The organism is Streptomyces sp. KPB2 (assembly GCF_003950055.1).
Lineage (GTDB): Bacteria > Actinomycetota > Actinomycetes > Streptomycetales > Streptomycetaceae > Streptomyces > Streptomyces salinarius.
In genome coordinates, this window is record NZ_CP034353.1 from 6,315,258 (window position 1) to 6,336,927 (window position 21,670).

General features: G+C 74.0%; 17 protein-coding genes and 1 riboswitch. Of the genes, 7 read left to right on the plus strand and 10 right to left on the minus strand.

The window, feature by feature from the left end; all coding sequences use genetic code 11:
* Nucleotides 1–19: 19 nt before the first annotated feature.
* From cobI to pitH, 9 genes are all read right to left on the minus strand, one after another.
* A complete protein-coding gene (gene cobI, locus D1J63_RS28465; RefSeq protein WP_125632793.1) occupies nucleotides 20–751 on the minus strand; it encodes a precorrin-2 C(20)-methyltransferase in 732 nt (243 codons plus the stop codon).
* Nucleotides 748–2,205 (minus strand): cobyrinate a,c-diamide synthase, encoded by a 1,458-nt coding sequence (locus D1J63_RS28470; RefSeq protein ID WP_125632795.1) that lies wholly within the window; start codon nucleotides 2,203–2,205, stop codon nucleotides 748–750. Before D1J63_RS28470 ends, cobI begins: the two co-directional genes overlap by 4 nt.
* A complete protein-coding gene (cobO, locus tag D1J63_RS28475; protein ID WP_102929786.1) occupies nucleotides 2,202–2,801 on the minus strand; it encodes a cob(I)yrinic acid a,c-diamide adenosyltransferase in 600 nt (199 codons plus the stop codon). The genes D1J63_RS28470 and cobO overlap by 4 nt, the downstream gene beginning before the upstream one ends.
* Nucleotides 2,801–4,813 (minus strand): putative cobaltochelatase, encoded by a 2,013-nt coding sequence (locus D1J63_RS28480; RefSeq protein ID WP_125632797.1) that lies wholly within the window; start codon nucleotides 4,811–4,813, stop codon nucleotides 2,801–2,803. Before D1J63_RS28480 ends, cobO begins: the two co-directional genes overlap by 1 nt.
* Nucleotides 4,810–8,463, minus strand: a complete 3,654-nt coding sequence (gene cobN / locus D1J63_RS28485) for a cobaltochelatase subunit CobN (protein ID WP_125632799.1) — start codon at nucleotides 8,461–8,463, stop codon at nucleotides 4,810–4,812. The genes D1J63_RS28480 and cobN overlap by 4 nt, the downstream gene beginning before the upstream one ends.
* Nucleotides 8,460–9,968: a cobyric acid synthase gene (locus D1J63_RS28490; protein WP_125632801.1), complete on the minus strand. Its 1,509-nt coding sequence runs from the start codon at nucleotides 9,966–9,968 to the stop codon at nucleotides 8,460–8,462. The genes cobN and D1J63_RS28490 overlap by 4 nt, the downstream gene beginning before the upstream one ends.
* Nucleotides 9,965–10,954, minus strand: coding sequence for a cobalamin biosynthesis protein (locus D1J63_RS28495; RefSeq protein ID WP_125632803.1), 990 nt, complete (start codon nucleotides 10,952–10,954; stop codon nucleotides 9,965–9,967). The genes D1J63_RS28490 and D1J63_RS28495 overlap by 4 nt, the downstream gene beginning before the upstream one ends.
* 105 nt (nucleotides 10,955–11,059) lie before the next feature.
* Nucleotides 11,060–11,205: riboswitch (cobalamin riboswitch) on the minus strand.
* A gap of 148 nt (nucleotides 11,206–11,353) precedes the next feature.
* The gene (locus D1J63_RS28500; RefSeq protein WP_061445465.1) at nucleotides 11,354–11,575 is read right to left on the minus strand and encodes a hypothetical protein; all 222 of its coding nucleotides are present in this window, start codon (nucleotides 11,573–11,575) and stop codon (nucleotides 11,354–11,356) included.
* 34 nt (nucleotides 11,576–11,609) lie between these two features.
* On the minus strand, nucleotides 11,610–12,863 hold the full coding sequence (pitH, locus tag D1J63_RS28505) for a low-affinity phosphate transporter PitH (RefSeq protein WP_125632805.1): 1,254 nt from the start codon (nucleotides 12,861–12,863) through the stop codon (nucleotides 11,610–11,612).
* 225 nt (nucleotides 12,864–13,088) lie between these two features.
* On the opposite strand from pitH, the gene D1J63_RS28510 reads away from it, so the two are divergent.
* The 3 genes from D1J63_RS28510 (at nucleotide 13,089) to D1J63_RS28520 (ending at nucleotide 17,091) form a co-directional block, all read left to right on the plus strand.
* Nucleotides 13,089–13,811: a class II aldolase/adducin family protein gene (locus D1J63_RS28510; RefSeq protein ID WP_125632807.1), complete on the plus strand. Its 723-nt coding sequence runs from the start codon at nucleotides 13,089–13,091 to the stop codon at nucleotides 13,809–13,811.
* Nucleotides 13,812–14,357: 546 nt separating this feature from the next.
* Nucleotides 14,358–15,485 carry an alpha/beta fold hydrolase gene (locus D1J63_RS28515; protein WP_125632809.1) on the plus strand — a complete coding sequence of 376 codons (1,128 nt, stop codon included), beginning with the start codon at nucleotides 14,358–14,360 and terminating at the stop codon, nucleotides 15,483–15,485.
* Between the two features lie 190 nt (nucleotides 15,486–15,675).
* On the plus strand, nucleotides 15,676–17,091 hold the full coding sequence (locus D1J63_RS28520) for a hypothetical protein (RefSeq protein ID WP_164713014.1): 1,416 nt from the start codon (nucleotides 15,676–15,678) through the stop codon (nucleotides 17,089–17,091).
* Nucleotides 17,092–17,124: 33 nt separating this feature from the next.
* Here the strand turns inward: D1J63_RS28520 and D1J63_RS28525 are convergent, their stop codons facing one another.
* Nucleotides 17,125–17,538 (minus strand): VOC family protein, encoded by a 414-nt coding sequence (locus D1J63_RS28525; RefSeq protein ID WP_164713015.1) that lies wholly within the window; start codon nucleotides 17,536–17,538, stop codon nucleotides 17,125–17,127.
* Nucleotides 17,539–17,753: 215 nt separating this feature from the next.
* Between D1J63_RS28525 and D1J63_RS28530 the strand changes: the two genes are divergently transcribed.
* From D1J63_RS28530 to D1J63_RS28550, 4 genes are all read left to right on the plus strand, one after another.
* On the plus strand, nucleotides 17,754–19,352 hold the full coding sequence (locus D1J63_RS28530; protein ID WP_102930906.1) for an ABC-F family ATP-binding cassette domain-containing protein: 1,599 nt from the start codon (nucleotides 17,754–17,756) through the stop codon (nucleotides 19,350–19,352).
* Between the two features lie 334 nt (nucleotides 19,353–19,686).
* On the plus strand, nucleotides 19,687–19,908 hold the full coding sequence (locus D1J63_RS28540) for a helix-turn-helix domain-containing protein (protein WP_003976983.1): 222 nt from the start codon (nucleotides 19,687–19,689) through the stop codon (nucleotides 19,906–19,908).
* A 168-nt stretch (nucleotides 19,909–20,076) separates the two neighbouring features.
* The gene (locus D1J63_RS28545; protein WP_102930908.1) at nucleotides 20,077–20,880 is read left to right on the plus strand and encodes an enoyl-CoA hydratase/isomerase family protein; all 804 of its coding nucleotides are present in this window, start codon (nucleotides 20,077–20,079) and stop codon (nucleotides 20,878–20,880) included.
* Between the two features lie 263 nt (nucleotides 20,881–21,143).
* Nucleotides 21,144–21,629, plus strand: coding sequence for an Asp23/Gls24 family envelope stress response protein (locus D1J63_RS28550; RefSeq protein ID WP_102930909.1), 486 nt, complete (start codon nucleotides 21,144–21,146; stop codon nucleotides 21,627–21,629).
* The last annotated feature ends 41 nt before the right edge of the window (nucleotides 21,630–21,670 follow it).

A 21,670-nucleotide genomic window follows, 5' to 3' on the forward strand; every position in this document is an offset into this window, starting at 1 on the left:
CGCCGGGAACGGGAGGCGGTCACAGCTTCCCGCCCCGCCCGCCCTCGCGCCGGGCGGGCGCGATGAGCGTCGACAGATACGGCAGCGGCGCCCCGTCCAGCTCGCCAGCCGGCCGTACGGACTCCTCCGGCAGCCCCAGCGCCGACCCCCACACGGCGTCGTCGAGGCGCCCGCTCTCCCGCAGCGCCTCGGCCACCTCGGCCGCCTGCCGGCCGAACTTGTAGGCGACCACGGTGCCGGGCCCGTGCAAGGCGTCCTTGAGCACGGCGGACCCCGCCGTGACCGGCACCAGCGTCAACGGCTCGGTCCCCTCGGTCAGCACGGCCCCCGACCGTGCCGCGAGGTCCTGCATGGCGGTGATCCCCGGCACGGTCTCCACGACCGTCCCCGGCACCAGCGCGCCGACGGTCTGCGCGAGGTAGGTGAAGGTGGAGTACACGTTGGGGTCCCCGATGGTCGCGAAGGCGACGGCGGCGTGCTCCCGCAGCAGCCCGGCCACCCGCTCCCCGGCCGCGTCCCAGGCCGCCTCGCGCCGCGCCCGGTCGGTGCGCTCGTTCAGCGCGAACACGACCCGCACGACCTTCTCGGCGCCCACGTAGTGCAGCACGGTCGCCTCGGCGCGGCCGCGCTCGCCGGTGTCCATGACGGGCACGACCACGACATCGGCGCCCCGCAGCGCGTTGACCCCCTTCACGGTCACCAGCTCGGGATCCCCGGGCCCGACCCCCACACCGATCAGCCTGCTGCTCATGACGTCCGGCACCTCTCCACGAACCGACGGGCGACACCGGGCTCGGCCGCCCAGTGCGTGTGCAGATAGCTCGCGTGCACACCGCGCTCCACGAATCCCTCGACGCGCCGCTCGGGCGCCCGCATCCCCCAGGCCGGCGCGGCCCCGGCCCCCGGCTCCACCACCGTCCGGTGGAACTCGTGCCCCCGCATCCGCGTCCCCGCCCCGGCCAGCGCGCTGTCGGACACGGCCACGGCGTCCCGGTAGCCCAGCGTCAGCCGCTCCGACATCCGCGCGGCGGCGTCCAGCACCCCGCACATCGGCAACCCGTCCAGCTCCCGGCACAGATACAGCAGCCCCGCACACTCGGCGGCCACCGGAGCACCGCTCAGCGCCAGCTCGGCGACGGACTTGCGCAGCCCCTCGTTCGCGGACAGCTCGGAGGCGTACACCTCGGGGAACCCGCCCCCGATCACGAGCCCGGCGGTCCCCTCGGGCAACTCCTCGTCCCGAAGCGGATCGAACGTGACGACCTCGGCCCCGGCGGCGGCGAGCAACTCGGTGTGCTCGGCGTAGGAGAACGTGAAGGCGGCCCCTCCGGCGACGGCGACGCGCGCTTTCAGCCCGTCCGGCGCTTGAGGACGAGGCCCGTTCAGGGCCGAAAGCGGGGATCCGGGGACGGCAGCCCCCGGGGTAGGGACGGGAAGGGGCGGCGGGGGCGAGAAATCCAAGGCATCGTCCGCGTCCCAAGCCGCACAGGGCAACGCACCCGCACTGCGCGCCAACCCGACCAACGCCTCCAGATCACACCCGTCGGCCATCTGCGCGGCCATCGCCGCAACCGCCTCCACCGCCTGCGCACGCCGCTCGGCAACGGGTACCAAGCCCAGGTGCCGTGCAGGCGTCTCCACGGGAGCGGCCCGCCGCAACACTCCAAGGACCGGCACCCCGACGGAGTCCACCGCCTCCCGCAACAACCCCTCGTGCCGGTCCGACGCGACCTTGTTCAGGATCACGCCCCCGATCCGCACCTCCGGGTCCCAGGACACGAACCCGTGCACCAGCGCCGCCACCGACCGCGACTGCGACGACGCGTCCACGACCAGCACCACCGGCGCCCGCAACAGCTTCGCGACCTGCGCGGTGGACGCCAGCTCCCCCTCGCCCGCCGCCCCGTCGTACAGCCCCATCACGCCCTCCACCACGGCGATGTCGCACCCCCGCGCCCCGTGCAGGAACAGCGGCCCGACCAGCTCGGGCCCGCACAGGTACGCGTCGAGGTTGCGCCCCACCCGCCCGGTGGCGAGCGCGTGGTAGCCGGGGTCGATGTAGTCGGGCCCGACCTTGTGCGGCGACACGGCGAGCCCGCGCCCGGCGAGCGCGGCCATCAGCCCGGTGGCGACGGTGGTCTTGCCGCTCCCGGACGAGGGCGCGGCAATGACCAGCCGGGGAACACCGGAATCGGGAGAGGTCACCACTCGATGCCCCTCTGCCCCTTCTGCCCCGCGTCCATCGGATGCTTGACCTTGGACATGTCGGTGACGAGATCGGCGCACTCCACCAGCGCGTCGGGCGCGTTCCGCCCGGTGATCACGACGTGCTGGGTCCCGGGCCGCTCGCGCAGCACGGACACCACCTCGTCGGTGTCGACCCACCCCCAGTGCATCGGGTAGGCGAACTCGTCCAGCACGTACAGCTTGTACGTCTCGGCGGCCAGGTCCCGCTTGACCTGCTCCCAGCCCTCCCGGGCCTTCTCCTCGTTGTCCAGCTGCGCGTCCCGCTGGACCCAGGACCAGCCCTCGCCCATCTTGTGCCAGTCGACCGACCCGCCCTCACCGCTGGCGCCCAGCACCCGCAGGGCGTTCTCCTCGCCGACCTTCCACTTCGCCGACTTGACGAACTGGAACACCCCGATCGGCCACCCCTGGTTCCAGGCCCGCAGCGCCAGCCCGAAGGCGGCGGTGGACTTGCCCTTCCCGATCCCCGTGTGCACCACGACCAGCGGACGGTTGCGCCGCTGACGGGTCGTCAGGCCGTCGTCCGGCACGACACTCGGCTTCCCCTGCGGCATTACGCGGCCCTCCTGGTCGCCTGTACGTCCTTCACCAGCCCGGCGATCGAGTCGGCCCGCAGCTCGTCCAGCGTCACCGCCGTACCGCCCAGCTCACCCGCGAGCCGCCCGGCCAGCCCGAGCCGCACGGGTCCCGACTCGCAGTCCACGACGACGGAGGCGGTGCCCTCGGCGGCGAACAGCCGCGCGGCACGCCCCGCCAGCGCGACGGGCTCGGGACCACCCGTGGCCCGCCCGTCCGTCACGACGACGACCAGCGCCCGCCGCGCCGGATCCCGCAGCCGCTCCACCCGCAGCACCTCGTGGGCACGCAGCAGCCCGGCGGCCAGCGGCGTACGCCCGCCCGTCGGCAGCGACTCCAGCCGCACCGCCGCCGCGTCCACCGACGAGGTCGGCGGCAGCGCCACGTCGGCCGCCGAACCCCGGAAGGTCACCAGCCCCACCTTGTCCCGCCGCTGGTAGGCGTCCAGCAGCAGCGACAGGACGGCGCCCTTGACGGCGCTCATCCGCTGCCGCGCCGCCATAGACCCGGAGGCGTCCACGACGAACAGCACGAGGTTGCCCTCACGCCCCTCGCGCGTCGCCTGCCGCAGGTCGTCCCGGCGCACCACCAGCCCCGGTCCGCTGCGGCCCCGGGCCCGCTGGTGCGGTGCGGCGGCCTGCACGGTGGCGGCCAGGTGCAGCTTGGTCAGCGCGCCCCGCGGCCGCCGGGCGCCCGTGGTCCGTCCGTGCTCGGTCCGCGCCCGTGAACGCCGCCCGGCGGCGCCCTCACCCAGCCCCGGCACGCTCAGCACCTTGGTCCGGAACGGCTCGGCGGCACGCGCGGGGGACTGCTCACCGCCACCACCGGACGGCTGCGGCTCACCGTCCTCCCCGGCCTCGGGGCGCGCGGCGGCGTCCCCGTCGCCCTGCGGCGCGTCGTCGGGCTCGGGCTGCCCACCGGGACCGCCGCCCGGCCCCGGGTCGGGATCGTCGTCCCCGTCGTGACCGTCCCCGTCCGACCCGCCGAACTCCTCCAGCGTCTCGTCCAGCTTGTCCTCGTCCAGCCCCGGCGCGTCGAACGGATTGCGCCGCCGCCGGTGGGGGAGCGCCAGCAGTGCCGCCTGCCGTACGTCCTCCGCGAGCACCTCCGTCCGCCCGGCCCAGGCCGCCAGCGCGGTCGCCGTCCGGGCCATCACGATGTCGGCCCGCATGCCGTCCACCTCGAAGGCCGCGCAGGTCGCCGCGATCTGCCGCAGCGCCCCGTCGCCCAGGCGCACCGACGGCAGCAGCTCCCGCGCCGCCACGATCCGCGCCCGTACGGCGGCCTCCTCGTCGGCCCAGCGCGCGGCGAAACCCGCCGGGTCGTCGTCGTACGCCAGCCGGCGCCGTACGACCTCCACCCGCTGGTCGGGCTCGCGCGAGGCGGCGACCTCGACGGTGAGGCCGAACCGGTCCAGCAACTGCGGACGCAGCTCGCCCTCTTCGGGGTTCATGGTGCCGACCAGCAGGAACCGCGCCGCGTGCCGCACCGAGACGCCCTCGCGCTCGACGTAGGAGGCGCCCATCGCGGCGGCGTCGAGGAGCAGGTCGACCAGGTGGTCGTGGAGCAGGTTGACCTCGTCGACGTACAGGATCCCGCGGTGCGCGTCGGCCAGCAGCCCCGGCTCGAAGGCCTTCACGCCCTCCGCCAGCGCCCGCTCGATGTCCAGGGCGCCCACCAGCCGGTCCTCGGAGGCGCCGACGGGCAGCTCGACCATGCGGGCCGGGCGCGAGGCGAAGGCACCCGGCGCGTGCGGGCCGTCGGGGCAGCCCGGGTCGGGGGCGTCGGGGTCGCAGGAGAAACGGCACCCGGAGACGACGTCCACCTCCGGCATCAGCGCCGACAGCGCCCGCACGGCCGTGGACTTCGCGGTGCCCTTCTCGCCGCGCACCAGCACACCGCCGACGGCCGGGGAGACGGCGTTCAGCAGCAGCGCGAGCCGCAGGTCGTCCTGGCCCACGACGGCCGTGAACGGGAACGGGGTACTCACTTGTCGTCGCCCTCCAAGTCGCCTTCGAGCTCCAGATAGGTGGCGCGCAGCCGCTCCAGCGTCTCCGCGTCGGGTTCGGCCCACAGGCCGCGGTCGGCCGCCTCCAGCAGCCGCTCGGTGATGCCGCGCAGCGCCCAGGGGTTGGACTTCTTCATGAAGTCCCGGTTCTCCGGGGCGAAGACGTACTCGGCGCTGAGCCGCTCGTACATCCAGTCGTCCACGACCCCGGCCGTGGCGTCGTAGCCGAAGAGGTAGTCCACGGTGGCCGCCATCTCGAAGGCGCCCTTGTAGCCGTGGCGCCGCATCGCCGCCATCCAGCGCGGGTTGACGACGCGGGCGCGGAAGACGCGGTGCGTCTCCTCGCCCAGCGTCCGGGTCTTCACCTGGTCGGGGGTGGCCGAGTCGCCGACGTACGCCTCCGGGCTCTCGCCCGTCAGGTGCCGCACCATGGCGACCATGCCGCCGTGGTACTGGAAGTAGTCGTCGGCGTCGACGAGGTCGTGCTCACGTGTGTCCACGTTCTTGGCCGCCACCGCGATCCGCCGGAACGCGGTCTCCATGTCCCCGCGCGCCGCCCGCCCGTCCAGCCCGCGCCCGTAGGCGTAGCCGCCCCACACCGCGTACACCTCGGCGAGGTCCGCGTCGCTGCGCCAGTTGCGGGCGTCGATCAGCGGCAGCAGACCGGCGCCGTACGCGCCCGGCTTGGAGCCGAAGATGCGGGAGGTCGCCCGGCGCCGGTCGCCGTGCTCGGCGGTGTCCTCGTCGGCGTGCGCGCGGACGAAGTTCTGCGAGGCGGGCTCGTCCAGCTCCGCCACCGCCCGCACCGCGTCGTCGATCAACCCGACGACGTGCGGGAACGCGTCCCGGAAGAACCCCGAGATGCGCACCGTGACGTCCACGCGCGGCCGGCCCAGCTCCGCGAGCGGCACCACCTCGAAGCCCGTCACCCGGCGCGAGGCGTCGTCCCAGACCGGGCGGCAGCCCAGCAGCGCCAGGATCTCGGCGATGTCGTCGCCCTGGGTGCGCATCGCGGAGGTGCCCCACACCGTGAGGCCGACCGACTTCGGGTACTCACCGGTGTCGGTCAGGTACCGCTGGATCAGCGAGTCGGCCAGCGACTGGCCCACCTCCCAGCTCAGCCGGGACGGGATGGCCTTCGGGTCGACGGAGTAGAAGTTGCGGCCGGTCGGCAGGACGTTGACCAGCCCGCGGGTCGGGGAGCCCGACGGTCCCGCCGGGACGTAACCGCCGTCCAGGGCCCGCAGGATGTGTTCGATCTCGTCCGTGGTCCGGGCGAGGCGGGGTACGACCTCCGCGCAGGCGAACTCCAGCACCGCCACCGCGTCGGGAAGTTCGGTGCCCAGCACGTCGTGGACCAGGCCCGGGACGGCCGCCGGGTCCCATGCCCGCAGCTCCATGCCCTCCGCGATCCGCCGGCACAGCTGCTCCAGCAGGTCGATCGCGTCGGCCGCCGAACGGGCCGGACCGTCCACCAGGTCCGTCAGCTCCGCCGGCACCTTCACCGGGGCGCCGGGCGCGGCCAGCAGTTCCTTCTCCACCAGGCCGAAGTGCTCGGCCAGGGACGCCCTGAGACCCGGCAGCGCGTTCGCCTGTCCGCCCCACACCTGCGAGGCGCGCAGCACCGCGAGGACGAGGTTGACGCGCGGCTCGCCGACCGGGCCGCCGCCCAGGATGTGCAGGCCGTCGCGGATCTGCACGTCCTTGATCTCGCACAGGTAGCCGTCGATGTGCATGACGAACTCGTCGAAGTCGTCGTCGTCCGGCTGGTCGTCCACGTGCAGGTCGTGGTGGAGCTCGGCGGCCTTGACCAGCGTCCAGATCTGCGCCCGGACCGCCGGCGCCTTCGTCGGGTCCAGGTCGGAGACGAGCGCGTACTCGTCGAGGAGCTGCTCCAGCTTGGCCAGGTCGCCGTAGGTGTCGGCGCGGGCCATCGGCGGCACGAGGTGGTCCACCACCGTCGCGTGGCCGCGCCGCTTGGCCTGGGTGCCCTCGCCGGGGTCGTTGACGATGAAGGGGTAGATCAGCGGCAGGTCGCCGAGCACGGCGTCCGGCGCGCAACCGGCGCTCAGCCCCAGCCCCTTGCCCGGCAGCCACTCCATCGTGCCGTGCTTGCCCATGTGCACGATCGCGTCGGCGCCGAAGCTGTGCTCCAGCCAGCGGTAGGCGGCCATGTAGTGGTGCGACGGCGGCATGTCCGGGTCGTGATAGATCGCGATCGGGTTCTCCCCGAAGCCGCGCGGCGGCTGGATCATCACCACGACGTTCCCGAACTGGAGGGAGGCCAGCACGATGTCGTCGCCGTCCACGTACAGCGAGCCCGGCGGGTCGCCCCACGCCTCCCGCATGCCGTCCCGGAGTTCGGGGTCGAGCCTCTCGAACCACGCCCGGTAGTCGGCCAGCGGCACCCGCGCGGGCGCCGCCGCCAGCTGGTCCTCCGTCAGCCACTCCACGTCGTGGCCGCCGGCCTCGATCAGCCGGTGGATCAGCTCGTCGCCCTCGGAGGGGTACTCGGTGACCCCGTACCCCGCGTCCCTGAGCGCGTCCAGCACCCGCACCGCCGACGCCGGCGTGTCGAGACCGACCGCGTTGCCGACCCGGGAGTGCTTGGTCGGGTACGCCGTGAAGACCAGCGCGAGCTTCTTCTCGGCGTTCGGCTTGTGCCCGAGCGCCGCGTGCCGTACGGCGATCCCGGCGACGCGCGCGGCCCGCTCGGGGTCGGCGACGTAGACCGGCACGTCGTCCGGGCCCTGCTCCTTGAAGGAGAACGGCACCGTGACCAGCCGCCCGTCGAACTCCGGGATCGCGACCTGCATCGCCGCGTCCATCGGGGAGAGCGCGGCGTCCGAGGCCTCCCAGGCGGCCCGGGAGGAGGTGAGGCAGAGTCCTTGCAGCACCGGGATGTTCAAGTCGGCCAGCGCCCCGATGTCCCACGCCTCCTCGTCACCGCCTGCCGACGCCTGCGAGGCGTGCGTGCCGCCCGCCGCGAGGACGGTGGCGACCAGGGCGTCGGCCCGGCCCAGCAGCTCGTACAGCCCCGGGTCCGCGCCGCGCAGCGAACCGCAGTACACCGGCAGCGCGTTGGCGCCGCGCGCCTCGATCGCGTCGCACAGCGTGTCGACGAACGCGGTGTTGCCGCTGAGCTGGTGGGCGCGGTAGAAGAGCACGCCGACCGTGGGACGGCCCTCGATGAAGGGGCCTTCGCCGTGGACGCCGTACTCCGGCATCTTCCGCGGCTCGTCGAAGCCCTCGCCGGTCAGCAGCACCGTGTCGGACAGGAACCGGGCGAGCTGGGTGAGGTTGTCGGGGCCGCCCTCGACCAGGTAGCGCAGCGCCTGAGCCACCACCCCGGCCGGAACCGACGACTCGGCCATCAGCTCCGCGTCCGGCACGCTCTCGCCGCCGAGCAGGACCGTCGGGAGGCCGGCGGCCCTCAGCGCGGCCAGCCCGTCCTCCCAGGCGCGCTTGCCACCGAGCAGGCGGACGACGGCGAGGTCCGCGCCATCGACCAGGTCCGGCAGCTCCTCGCGGACGTCGATCCGGGTCGGGTTGCCGATCCGGTAGGCGGCGTCCGACGCGCGGGCCGCCAGCAGGTCCGTGTCGGCGGTCGACAACAACAGCACAGTGCTCATGCGGGCGCTCCCGGTGGAATGAAGGGCAGTCCTTGCGGCGCGCCGGACTCGATGAGCCGCCACAGCGCGTCGGTGTCCGCGTGGTGTTCGATCAGGTCGCCGAGCCGGTCGAGCTGCTCCTCGCGCAGCGCGGCGAACGAGGTGTCGGGGGCCGGCACGAAGCGGCGGCCCGCGGCGGCGGCCACCTCGCGCAGGAACGCCCGCCGGAAGCCGTCCGACTCCAGCGAGCCGTGCCAGTGCGTCCCCCAGGTCTGGCCGACCCGGCAGCCGTCCAGGAAGGGTTCACCTGCTACGACTTCGGCGACCCCGTGGTGGATCTCGTACCCCTCGACGCGCTCGCCGAGGGCCTCGCCCACCGGCCGGGTGAGGGTCTTCTCGCGGTCGAACCGCACCCGGACGGGCAGCAGCCCCAGCCCGTCCACGTGCCCGGCGCGGGACTCGACGTCGTCCTCGATGTGCTCGCCGAGGAGCTGGAAGCCGCCGCAGATCCCGAGCACGGGCCGCTGCTCGGCGGCCCTCCGGGCGATCGCGTCCGCGAGCCCCCGCTCCCGCAGCCACTGAAGTGCCCGCACCGTCCCGCGCGTCCCCGGCACGATCACCAGGTCGGCGTCGGCCAGCTCCTCCGGCCGGTCCACGAACCGCACGACCACGCCCGGTTCGGCGGCCAGCGCGTCCACGTCCGTGAAGTTGGACATCAGCGGGACCGCGCAGACGGCGATCCGCAGCACGTCCTCGCCGACCGGCGGCGCGACGGCCGACTCCCGCACCGTGCCGCGCAGCGAGACGCGCAGGCCGTCCTCCTCGTCGATGCCGAGCCCGTGCCGGAACGGCAGCACGCCGTACGTCCGCCGCCCGGTGAGGCCGTGCAGCATCTCCAGCCCGGGCTCCAGGAGCGACACGTCGCCCCGGAACTTGTTCACGAGGAACCCGGCGACCAGCGCCTGGTCCTCGGGCGCCAGCAGCGCCACCGTGCCGAAGAAGGAGGCGAAGACGCCGCCGCGGTCGATGTCGCCGACGACCAGGACGGGGAGGCCGGCGCCCCGCGCGATCCCCATGTTGACGATGTCGGTGCGGCGCAGGTTGATCTCGGCCGGGCTGCCCGCGCCCTCGCAGATCACCGCGTCGTGGGAGGCGCGGAGTTCGGCGAGCGAGTCGAGCACCGTGCCGAGCAGCCGCTCCTGACGTCCACCGTGGTAGCCGCGGGCGCTCATCTCGCCGACGGGCCTGCCCAGCAGCACGACCTGGCTGCTGCGCTCCCCGCCGGGCTTGAGCAGCACGGGGTTCATGTGCGCGGTCGGCTCCACCCGGCAGGCCTGGGCCTGCATCGCCTGGGCCCGTCCGATCTCGGCGCCCTCGCGGGTCACGAAGGAGTTGAGCGACATGTTCTGCGCCTTGAAGGGCGCCACCTTCACGCCCTGGCGCACCAGCCAGCGGCAGATCCCGGCGGTGACGACGCTCTTGCCGGCGTCGGAGGTGGTGCCGGCGACGAGCAGGCCACCGTTCATGACGTACGTCCCTTCGTGACGCCCCGGTTCTTCGAGGAGGCGGCCTGTCGCACGAGCAGCCGCGCGCCCGCGCACACGCCCAGCGCCAGCCAGCCCACGCGCCGGGACAGGCGTACGGCACGGTCGATGTCGCCGGTGCCGGACGCCCGTACGGCGCGGCCCGCCGCCCCGTTGAGGACGGGCCGGTGCTCGATGCGCCCGCCGTAGGAGAGCGTCCCGCCGAGCCGCACGCCGAGGGCGCCCGCGAACGAGGCCTCCACGGGCCCGGCGTTGGGGCTCGGGTGCCGTGCGGCGTCCGCGCGCCAGGCCCGTACGGCGCCCCGCGGGTCGCCACCGGCGACGGTGGTCAGTACGGCGGTCAGGCGGGCGCCCGGCCAGCCCGCGAGGTCGTCGAGGCGGGCCGAGGCCCAGCCGTAGCGGCGGTACCGGGGCGACTTGTGGCCGACCATCGCGTCCAGCGTGTTGACGGCGCGGAAGCCGAGCAGCCCCGGCACTCCGGCGACGGCACCCCACACGAGGGCGCCCACGACCGCGTCCGAGGTGTTCTCGGCGACGGACTCCACGACGGCCCGGGCGATTCCGTCGGCGTCCAGCGCCTGCGGGTCCCGCCCGCACAGGTGCGGCAGCCGGGCCCGGGCCGCCTCGACGTCCCCGGCCTCCAGGGCACGGCCGACGGCCTTCGCCTCGCGGGCCAGCGAGGTGCCGCCGACCACGGCCCAGGTGGCCGCCGCGGTCAGGGCGACGGAGGCGGCGGGGGAGCGGCGTACGGCACGGGAGGCGGCCAGCCCGAGGGCGGCGGCGCCACCGGCACACACGGCGGTGTGCACGGCGCCCCGGCCCCGGTGGTCCCGCCACAGCACCTGTTCCACGGCGCCCGCGGCACGGCCGAACGCGGCGACCGGGTGTCCGCGGCGCGGGTCGCCGAGGAGGAGGTCGCCGAGGAGGCCGGCGGTGGCGCCGTACGCGAAGACGCGTCCGGCACGCATGGGCTCAGCCGGTCACACGGGCAGGGAGGCACCTGGTACGGGGCGTCGAGCGGTGGCGGCAGCCGGGCATCGCGTCATGTCCTCACTCAGGGTGTCCACGCCCTGGTTCGAAGAGTCCGGCGGTGAGAGTTCCTGGCTCCCGGGGGTTCCTGTTCCCCGGTCACAGTGGCGGGACCGCGCCGGATTCGCACCGGGCTTCCTCTCCTGCCGCCGTAGATGGCCCAGGAAGTCCACCACGGTCCGCGAACACCCGTCAACCTGGCGTTGACCTGCGACGGGGGAGTGTGCGAAGGCCCACACAGGCGCGGTGTGCGCCGGCACGCGAAAAGGCGGGGCGCGGAACGGTTCGAGTCCGTTCCGCGCCCCGCCCCGCAGCGTGCGCCCGCGGCCGGGCGACGCTCAGGCGACGATCAGATAGATCCCGTACGCCACCGCCGCCGTGCAGGCCGCGAAGCAGGCGTACGCGCCGGCGACCGCGAGGGTCGCGGTGCCGCCCTGGGCGACGGCCCGCTCCTGGCGGGAGAGGCCGACGATGCCGAGGGTGAACAGGCCCACCAGGGCCACCGTGACCACGAGGCTGACGCCGAAGACGGAGCCGAGGGCTGCCCAGTCGATGCTCATGGAGGTTCGCTTCCTTCGTACCCGGGACGCGGGCTCAGACGGTGGTGGCCGAGGGGGCCTTGGGGTCGGGGGTGGCGGCCGGGGCCGCGACGGTGGCCGTCAGGTCCTCGGTGGTGCCCGCCGGGGGCGGCGACACGGCGGCCATCGCCGTGGTGACCACACCGGCCGGCTCGGCGGCCCCGGGCTCTCCGGTGTCGACGACGTTGGTGTGGTCGACGACCTCGCGGCGGGAGATCCGCCAGATCGCGAAGCTGGAGGCGACCAGGAAGACCGCGACCAGGGCCGTGCCCCAGTCGCCGGCGCGGCAGACCCACTCGGCGAGCGCGGCGACCAGGGCCGCGGCGGGCAGCGTCAGGCCCCAGGCGACGAACATCCGGGTGGCCGTGGACCAGCGGACCACGCCGCCCTTGCGGCCGAGACCCGCGCCCATGACCGCACCGGAGACCGAGTGCGTGGTGGAGAGGGAGAAGCCGAGGTGGGAGGAGGCCAGGATGACCGTCGCGGCGCTGGTCTGGGCGGCGAAGCCCTGCTGCGGCTGGAGGTCGGTCAGGCCCTTGCCCATGGTGCGGATGATGCGCCAGCCGCCCAGGTAGGTGCCGAGCGCGATGGCCAGGCCCGCGGACAGGATGACCCACACCGGCGGGTCCGAGTCGGGGGCGAGCGAGCCGCCGGCGATCAGGGCGAGGGTGATGATGCCCATCGTCTTCTGGGCGTCGTTGGTGCCGTGCGCCAGCGAGACCAGGCCGGCGGAGGCGATCTGGCCGGCGCGGTAGCCCTTCGCGGCGGCCCTGCCGTCGGCCTTGCGGCCCAGCGAGTACGTCATCCGGGTCGCGAGCAACGCCGCGAGGCCGGCCACGATCGGGGCGGCGATCGCGGGGAGGAGCACCTTGGTGACGAGCACGTCGCCGTTGACCGCGCCGATGCCGGCCGAGGCGACGGCGGCACCGATCAGGCCGCCCATCAGGGCGTGCGAGGAGCTGGACGGGAGTCCGACCAGCCAGGTCAGCAGGTTCCAGAGGATCGCGCCGACCAGTGCGGCGAAGATGACCTCGGGACGGATGCCGGTCTCGTCGACGAGACCCTTGGAGATCGTGTTGGCGACCTCCACGGAGAGGAAGGCGCCTACAAGGTTGAGGACGGCGGACATCGCCACCGCCACCTTGGGCTTGAGCGCACCGGTCGAAATGGTCGTTGCCATCGCGTTCGCGGTGTCGTGGAAACCGTTCGTGAAATCAAACGCGAGTGCGGTTACCACCACAATCGCGAGGATCAGCGAGAAGCTTTCCATTTACCCAGGCAATCGTTCGAGGTCGTTGGCGCGTCGAACGTAGGTAACCAGGGTGAACGGAAGATGAACTGAGCAGGGCGTCACGGTGACCGGAAGCGGTGTCCGAGCCTCCCTCTGCGTGCCCGCTCCGGTGCTCTCCGGAGACGTCCCTGGCAGGATCACCGGGAGGCCGTTCGGCGACGGCACGCGAGGGGCCCGCGGACGGCCCGGGAGGAGACGGTGACTGTGACGTATTCGCGGGCCGGAGGGGCGGAAGGGGCCGCTGAGCCGGCCCGGGAAACGGCCGGGGACCCGACCGCGGAGCCGGCCCGGGAGGCGGCCTGGGCGGAACTCGTCGCGACGGCCCGGCGGACGGTCGCCGACGGGCTCGTGGTGGGCACCTCCGGGAACGTCTCGGTGCGCGTCGGCGACACGGTCCTGGTCACCCCGTCGGGTGTGTCGTACGACCGTCTGGCCGCGCACGACATGACCGGCGTCGACCTGGACGGACGGCAGGTGCTCGGCACCCTGGTCCCCACCAGCGAACTGCCCATGCACCTGGCCGTGTACCGCGCCGACCCCGGCGCCCGGGCCGTCGTCCACACCCACGCCGTGCACGCCACGGCGGTCTCGCTGCTCGTGCCCGAACTCCCGCCGGTGCACTACATGACCGCCGCGCTCGGCGGCCCCGTCCGGGTCGCCCCGTACGCGGCCTACGGCACCGACGAACTCGCCCGCGGCATGCTCGACGCCCTCGCCGGCCGCACCGGCTGCCTGCTCCGCAACCACGGCACCATCACCTACGGCGCCTCGCTCGACCAGGCCTACGACCGCACCGCCCAGCTCGAGTGGATGTGCCGCCTGTGGCTGACGGCCTCCTCGGTGCCGGGCCACTCGCCGTCCCTGCTGACACCGGCCCAACTGGCGGAGGTCGCGGAGCGCCTGCGGGGATACGGCCAGCGAGGCTGACACCGGGGCCGGTCCGGGCGCACCCGTCCGCCCGGCAGCCCCGCCGCACGACCCGAGTCCACTCGCCACCGGACCGATCCGTCCACACGCCGAGGCACCCGCGCCGCATGCCGGGCGCATCGGGCCGGACAGCGGACATCACACAGCGCGCCGAGACGCCGGGCGGGAAGATGCCGCGCGGGGGCCGGACGTGCCCCGCCGGGCCCGGAGGTGCCGCGCGCGGGCCGGAGGTGCTGCGTCGGGCCCGGAGGGCGCTGCGCCGGGTCCGGGGACGCCGTGGTGGCCCCGGAGGATGCCGCGTCGGGCCGGGAGGTGCCGCGCAGGGCGCGAGAGGGCGCAGTGTGCCCGGAGGGTGCCGCAGTCGAACGCCCAGCCGTCGCGTCGGAGCAGCAGGGTCGCCCTTCGGTGGCGACGGGTGACCCGGGCGCGCCCTGTGATGCGTGGGTGGACGGCTCAGGGGGTACCGGCTACGGGACACGAGCACCCTCGTCACCCACTGTCACGCGTCCACTGGCCGCCCGAGGACTCCCCCAGGAGACTGGCCCCATGCGCACTGTCACCGCAACGGCAGCCGCCGTCACCGCAGCCCTGGCGACCGGGGCGGCGAGCGTCGCCGCCGGCCGGCTCGCCAGCGACGCCGCGCTCAAGGCGCCCCCCGGCCGGCCCCTGCCCACCGAGCCCCGGCTCACCGTGCACGGCACCGCCGCCGGCCAGATCACCCTCACCCGGGATCTGGCCGCGCTGCGCCCCGGCCGGTACGGACTCGCCGGCGACGGGTCGCACGCGGTCGTCGGCCCGGTCCTCGGCACCGCCGAACACGGCGCCGACACCGTCGTACGCCGCCTCGAAGGCGTCACGCACGGCACCCTCGAGGCCGGCGACCGGGCGTGGTTCACCCCGAACCTGTACGTCGGGAACCCGGGCACGGCCCTCGGCATCGACTACACCGACGTCGAGGTGCCGGGGGAACTCGGTCCGCTCCCGGCCTGGTTCGTGCCCGGGGCCCGCCCGACCTGGATCATCGCCGTGCACGGCCTGGCCGCCACCCGCGAACACGCCCTGAACCTGATCGCCCCCCTGCACCGCAGGAACGTCGCGGTCCTCGCCCTCGCCCACCGCGGCGACGTCGGCGCGCCGCCCTCGCCCGACGGGCTGCACCACTTCGGCGAGACCGAGTGGCGCGACGTGGACGCGGCCGTGCGCTACGCCCTCGACCACGGTGCCCGCCAGGTCGTCCTGCTCGGCTGGTCCACCGGCGCCACCATGGCCCTGCGCACCGCCGCGCTCTCCGGCGTGCGCGAGCGCATCGCGGGTCTCGTCCTGGACTCCCCGGTCCTCAGCTGGGAGACCACCCTGCGCGCCCTGGCCGCCGCCCGCCGCGTCCCCGGCGCGCTCCTGCCGCTCGCCGTCCGGGCCGCGCAGGGCCGCGCCGGTCTGCACGCCGACCGGGACGCCGGCATGGCGGGCCTGTACCGCCCGGCGGTTCCGACCCTGATCTTCCACGGCCCCGGCGACGCGGTGGCCCCCTGGCGCCTCTCCCGCCGCCTCGCCGACACCCACTCGCGCCTGGTCGCCCTCCACACCGTCCGCGACGCCCCGCACGGTGCCATGTGGAACGCCGACCCCGAGGACTACGAGGAGACCCTCCGCCGCTTCATGACCCCCCTGGTGTGACCCCGCGGCACCCCCGTCACGCCCCCGTCCGCCGTTGTGCCGACGTGCGTCGCTCCCGTTCCGGTTGACGCCGTACCAGTGGCCTGATCCGGTGCCCGGGCAGCGCGCCCGGGCCTCGCGTCCGCCGTCCCAGGAGGCTGCCGGGGCATTCCGTTTGGGTTTTCGGACCGTCAACCGGAAGACTGCACCCGTGACGTCCCGTATCCCGCGCGACTCCAGGCTTCGACTCGTCCGCCCGCGACCCCTGGCCGCCGCCCCCCAAGCGATCAATCAGCGGCGTCCGCGCCGCCCCGCGCCCCGCCCGCCGGAAGGCACACCGGCCCGGTCGGAGCTGGCCGGAATGGCACGCTCCGGTCTTGCCGACGCGGCCCGCGTCGCCCGCTGGGCCGACTCCGCCCTCGGCCCCGGCCGCGGCAGCGCGACCGCCGACGGCAAGGCCACCCTGTCCGACGCCACCGCCGAGCACGCGGCCCGCGAACTGGGCCTCACCGTGGCCAAGGTGCGCGCGGACTGGGACACCGCCCGCCTCGCCGGACTGATCGAGGTGCACGGCGACACCGCACGTCCCGGCTGGCGGCTGCGCGCCTGGAACCGCGACGACAGCGCCGTGCTGCGCGGCTGGGTCGCCCTCTTCGACGCCTGGTCGCTCGCCCACCCCGAGCCCGCGGAGGAGCCCGCCGTCGTCGCCGAGGTCGTCTCCGCGATGCCCCAGGTGCTCTCCTTCCTCCAGCTGTCCGCCGGACCCGTCCCCGTGGCCCAGCTCCTGGACCTGCTGGAGCAGCGCGTCACCGAACTGCGCACCGAACGCTGCGAGGTGCCCTACGGCCCCCGCCTGGAGCCCGGCACCCCGGGCGCCGAGCCGGAACCGGACCCCGCCACGGACACCCCGCTCGCCCCGCTCCTCGACTGGGCCCTGCACGCCCTCGCCTCCGTCGGCGCCCTCACCTGCGGCGACGGACACGCCACGCTCACCCCGCTGGGCAGCTGGGCGGTCTGGGTCAAGCTGGAGCAGATCTGCGTCGCCGCGCAGAGCCCGGCCGGCCACATCGAGCAGTCGGCCGAGGGCATGCTCCGCGGCTGTGCCCGGCTCCGCCCCAACGCCGCCCGCGACGAATACCGCGCCTGGCTCGCCGCCCGCCCCGTGGGCAGCGCCGTCGCCGAACTGATCGGCGCCGCCCGCGGCGAGGACGCCCTGCTGCGCGGCCTGGCCTTCGACGCGCTGCGGGTCGTCGGCGCCCCCGCCGAGCCCGACGTGCGCGGCGTCCTCGACGAGCCGACGCTGCGCCCGTACGCCCTGTTGTGGCTGGCCGAGCACGACGGCGCCGACCCCGAGGACGCGCACGAGGTCCTCACCCGGCCGGAGGCCACCTGGCTGTGGGTCGACACCGCGGCGGCCGTCGCCGACCACGGGGAGGCGCCGCTGCTCGTGCGGCACCTGGAGTCGGCGGTGCAGCCCACCGTCCCGGCCCTGCTCGACGAGGTCCGCGCCGTCGGCCACCCCCGCACCGTGCAGGTCCTGGTCGCCCTCGCCGCCGCGCATCCCGACCCCGCGCTGGCCAAGGCCGTCCGCCGGGCGGCCTTCCAGGTCCACACCGGGGGCGGCTGAGCCCGGAGGGGCCCACGGGCGCCGCGCCGGAGGCTACCCGCGTACCTCCGGCGCGTAGGTCCCGAAGCTCCAGACGTTGCCCTCCAGATCGCGGGCCATGTAGTCCCGTGAGCCGTAGTCCTGGTCGGTCGGGGGCATCAGGATCTCCGCGCCGTGCTCCACGGCCCGCCGGTGGTGGGCGTCGACGTCCGCCACCACGACGTACACCCCGGTGGGGCCGCCCTTCTTCATCGCCTCGTCGAAGCGGCCGCCCTTGCCCTTCGAGCCGAGCATGACCACGCCGTTGCCCTGGCCCAGCTCGGCGTGGGCCACCGAGCCGTCCTGGTCCTCGTAGACCGCGATCTCGGTGAAGCCGAAGGCCTCGGTGAGCTGTCGGATCGCCGCCTTGGCGTCCGCGTACCGGAGCGTCGGGCAGATGCTCGGGCGCCCGCTGTCGTTGCCTGCCATGCCGATCACTTCCTTGTGAGCCGGGTGAGTCGGTGGTCCGTGGTGCTTTTGGACCCGTTCGCCCAGTCTTCCACCGGCCACTGACAACGGTCGCGGGGAAAAGCGCTTGCACCGCCCCGTTAGACTGGCCCTCATGGCCATTCTCCTCGTGCACTAGACGGCGGGATCCTCCACAGCCGCCCACCCCGCCAATCCACCCGCCCAGGAGTCTGACCGTGATCTCCGCCTCCGGCATCGAGCTGCGCGCCGGTGCCCGTGTCCTCATCGAGAGCGCCACCTTCCGCGTCGCCAAGGGCGACCGCATCGGCCTGGTCGGCCGCAACGGCGCCGGCAAGACCACCCTCACCAAGGTCCTGGCCGGCGAGGGCCAGCCCGCCGCCGGTGCCGTCACCCGCTCCGGCGAGGTCGGCTACCTCCCGCAGGACCCGCGCACCGGCGACCTCGACGTCCTCGCCCGCGACCGCATCCTGTCCGCCCGCGGCCTGGACGTGCTGATCCGCAAGATGCGGGAGAACGAACAGCGCATCGCCAACGGCCAGGGCGCCACCCGCGACAAGGCGCTCAGGCAGTACGAGCGCCAGGAGACCGAGTTCCTCACCAAGGGCGGGTACGCCGCCGAGGCCGAGGCCGCCACCATCGCCGCCGCGCTCAACCTGCCCGACCGGGTGCTCGGCCAGCCCCTGCACACGCTCTCCGGCGGTCAGCGCCGCCGTATCGAGCTGGCCCGGATCCTGTTCTCGGACGCCGACACCCTGCTCCTCGACGAGCCCACCAACCACCTCGACGCCGACTCGATCATCTGGCTGCGGGACTACCTGAAGACCTACCGCGGCGGCTTCATCGTGATCTCCCACGACGTCGACCTGGTCGAGACGGTCGTCAACAAGGTGTTCTACCTGGACGCCAACCGCTCCCAGATCGACGTCTACAACATGGGCTGGAAGCTCTACCAGCAGCAGCGCGAGGCCGACGAGAAGCGCCGCAAGCGCGAGCGCGCCAACGCCGAGAAGAAGGCCGCCGCCCTGCACTCGCAGGCCGACAAGATGCGCGCCAAGGCCACCAAGACCGTGGCCGCGCAGAACATGGCCCGCCGCGCGGACAAGCTGCTCTCCGGCCTGGAGGCGGTCCGCCAGTCCGACAAGGTCGCCAAGCTCCGCTTCCCGGAGCCCGCGCCCTGCGGCAAGACCCCGCTCACCGCCGAGGGCCTGTCCAAGTCGTACGGCTCGCTGGAGATCTTCACCGACGTCGACCTGGCCATCGACAAGGGTTCCCGGGTCGTCATCCTCGGCCTCAACGGCGCGGGCAAGACCACGCTGTTGCGCCTGCTCGGCGGCGTCGAGAAGCCCGACACCGGCCAGGTGATCGAGGGCCACGGCCTCAAGCTCGGCTACTACGCGCAGGAGCACGAGACCCTCGACCCCGAGCGCTCCGTCCTGGAGAACATGCGCTCGGCCAACCCCGACCTCGACCTCGTGGACGTCCGCAAGACGCTGGGTTCGTTCCTGTTCTCCGGCGACGATGTCGACAAGCCCGCCGGCGTCCTCTCCGGCGGCGAGAAGACCCGGCTGGCCCTCGCCACCCTCGTGGTGTCCTCGGCGAACGTGCTGCTCCTGGACGAGCCCACCAACAACCTCGACCCGGCCAGCCGCGAGGAGATCCTGGGCGCCCTGCGCACCTACAAGGGCGCGGTCGTCCTCGTCACCCACGACGAGGGCGCCGTCGAGGCGCTCCAGCCGGAGCGGATCATCCTGCTTCCGGACGGCGTCGAGGACCTGTGGGGCGCCGACTACGCGGACCTCGTCGCCCTCGCTTGATCGAATGGATGATCCACTGGTGATGGATCATTCGGCCGATCCGTGATCCACCATCTGTGTGAGATCTCCTCATCAAGAGGTGTGTCCTACATCGATTTCGCGGCCGGGCCCCCATTGTCGGGGTCCCGGCCGCGACGCCTTTCTGACCTGGAATTTCGCGGAGAAACCCGTTCGGCCGAACGCGCCCGATTCTCTGGAATCGCAGATTCCGTATGTGGGGACCCGCTCCTGTCGTCACCAGCTCGTCTCATCGACCTTGCCGAATGGGTGGCCATGAGCGCCTGGAGGGGTGATCATGAGAAGACCAGAGCGCACTTCCCATGAGGAGGCACGGGTGGCCGAGACTCTGAAGAAGGGCAGCCGGGTGACCGGCGCCGCGCGCGACAAGCTCGCGGCAGACCTGAAGAAGAAGTACGACGCCGGTGCGAGCATCCGGGCGTTGGCCGAGGAAACCGGCCGCTCGTATGGCTTTGTGCACCGCATGCTCAGCGAGTCGGGCGTCACGCTCCGAGGGCGTGGCGGGGCTACCCGGGGCAAAAAGGCCACATCGGCCTGACGTCCCGGGCGGCCCCCGGCTTGGAACGCGTTCCGAAAGTGATGGTGGCCACCCGGTCGGTCGTCCGACCGCCCGGGTGGTTACTGTGCAGTCACTTAGCCCTGCCGTGGTACGGCGCACCGTCCGGCGCGCGGCGGGGACGACGACCGCACCTTTCGGAGGCGCCCCATGGCTTCGCCCGCCCACGACCCCGGTCCCGCACTCGACCAGGACGGCGTGCGGCTCACCGTCGACGACGCGATCGCCACGGTGACGCTGACCAACCCGGCCAAGCGCAACGCGCAGAGTCCCGCTCTGTGGCGGGCGCTCGCCGAGGCCGGCCGGCTGCTGCCGGGCTCCGTCCGGGCCGTGGTGCTGCGGGCCGAGGGCAAGTCCTTCTCGGCCGGGCTCGACCGGCAGGCGTTCACGCCCGAGGGCTTCGACGGCGAACCGTCGTTCATCGACCTCGCGCGGGGCGGCGACGCCGAGCTGGACGCGACCATCGCCGAGTACCAGGAGGCGTTCACCTGGTGGCGGCGCAGCGACCTCGTGTCGGTCGCCGCCGTGCAGGGGCACGCCATCGGGGCGGGCTTCCAGCTGGCCCTCGCCTGCGACCTGCGGGTCGTCGCGGACGACGTGCAGTTCGCCATGCGCGAGACCAGCCTCGGCCTGGTGCCGGACCTGACCGGCACACATCCGCTGGTGTCCCTGGTCGGATACGCCCGCGCGCTGGAGATCTGCGCGACCGGGCGCTTCGTCGCGGCCGAGGAGGCCGTGAGCACCGGCCTGGCCAACCTCGCCGTGCCCGCGGACCAGCTCGACCCCGCGGTGCACGACCTGGTGTCGGCGATCCTGGCCGCACCGCGCGACGCGGTCGTCGAGACCAAGGCGCTGCTCCAGGGCGCCCAGCGGCGGGACTACGAGGCCCAGCGCACCGCCGAACGGGCCGCCCAGGGACGCCGGCTGCGCGACCTGGCGGGGCTCGGGGAGTAGGAACGCTCCCAGGGGGTGCGGCCCCCGGCGCCGGACGGCGGCCCCGCGCACGTCGCCGGGATCCGCGAGCCCGATCCGCAGCCCGCCGGCCGCACCCTGTTCTCCCCCTGCCCGCCGTACCCCGTTCTCCACCCGCCCGCCGCACCCTGTTCTCCACCCCGCCCACCGCGCCCCGTCCTCCAACCTGCCGCGTCCGTGGCGCGGGCCCGTGCAACCCCGCCTAACGTGGTCAACAGGACTACGACCGGAAGGGACGTACGGCGATGAGCGACATCGAGAGCCACCGAAGCGGACCGGACAGCATCGAGACCTCCGGAACGGTCAAGGGCCAGGCGCTCAGGCGCGGCGGCGGCGACCCCGGCACCCGGGGACGGACCACCATCGCCGACGGCGTCGTGGAGAAGATCACCGGAATGGCGGCACGCGACGTCGCCGGTGTGCACGCGATGGGCAGCGGCATGTCGCGCACCTTCGGCGCCGTGCGCGACCGGGTGCCCGGCGGGACCAAGTCGTCGGGGGTGACCCGCGGGGTGAAGGCCGAGGTCGGCGAGAAGCAGACCGCCCTCGACCTGGAGATCGTCGTCGAGTACGGCGTGTCGATCGCGGACGTGGCCCGGGACGTGCGGGAGAACGTGGTCGCGGCGGTGGAACGGATGACCGGCCTCGAAGTCGTCGAGGTCAACATCGCGGTCAGCGACGTCAAGCTGCCCGACGAGGAGGACGAGGAACCGGAGCCCCGGATCAGGTGAGGGCGACCGTGAGGGAAGAGGACCGAGCGGTGAATGAGGAG

What these genes read in the sequence shown, in the direction of transcription:
- D1J63_RS28545 (WP_102930908.1), top strand. Translation starts at nt 20,077, where the DNA reads ATGGCTTCGCCCGCCCACGACCCCGGTCCCGCACTCGACCAGGACGGC.
- D1J63_RS28495 (WP_125632803.1), bottom strand. Translation starts at nt 10,954, where the DNA reads ATGCGTGCCGGACGCGTCTTCGCGTACGGCGCCACCGCCGGCCTCCTC.
- D1J63_RS28500 (WP_061445465.1), bottom strand. Translation starts at nt 11,575, where the DNA reads ATGAGCATCGACTGGGCAGCCCTCGGCTCCGTCTTCGGCGTCAGCCTC.
- cobI (WP_125632793.1), bottom strand. Translation starts at nt 751, where the DNA reads ATGAGCAGCAGGCTGATCGGTGTGGGGGTCGGGCCCGGGGATCCCGAG.
- cobN (WP_125632799.1), bottom strand. Translation starts at nt 8,463, where the DNA reads ATGAGCACTGTGCTGTTGTTGTCGACCGCCGACACGGACCTGCTGGCG.
- D1J63_RS28490 (WP_125632801.1), bottom strand. Translation starts at nt 9,968, where the DNA reads ATGAACGGTGGCCTGCTCGTCGCCGGCACCACCTCCGACGCCGGCAAG.
- cobO (WP_102929786.1), bottom strand. Translation starts at nt 2,801, where the DNA reads ATGCCGCAGGGGAAGCCGAGTGTCGTGCCGGACGACGGCCTGACGACC.
- D1J63_RS28515 (WP_125632809.1), top strand. Translation starts at nt 14,358, where the DNA reads ATGCGCACTGTCACCGCAACGGCAGCCGCCGTCACCGCAGCCCTGGCG.
- pitH (WP_125632805.1), bottom strand. Translation starts at nt 12,863, where the DNA reads ATGGAAAGCTTCTCGCTGATCCTCGCGATTGTGGTGGTAACCGCACTC.
- D1J63_RS28550 (WP_102930909.1), top strand. Translation starts at nt 21,144, where the DNA reads ATGAGCGACATCGAGAGCCACCGAAGCGGACCGGACAGCATCGAGACC.
- D1J63_RS28525 (WP_164713015.1), bottom strand. Translation starts at nt 17,538, where the DNA reads ATGGCAGGCAACGACAGCGGGCGCCCGAGCATCTGCCCGACGCTCCGG.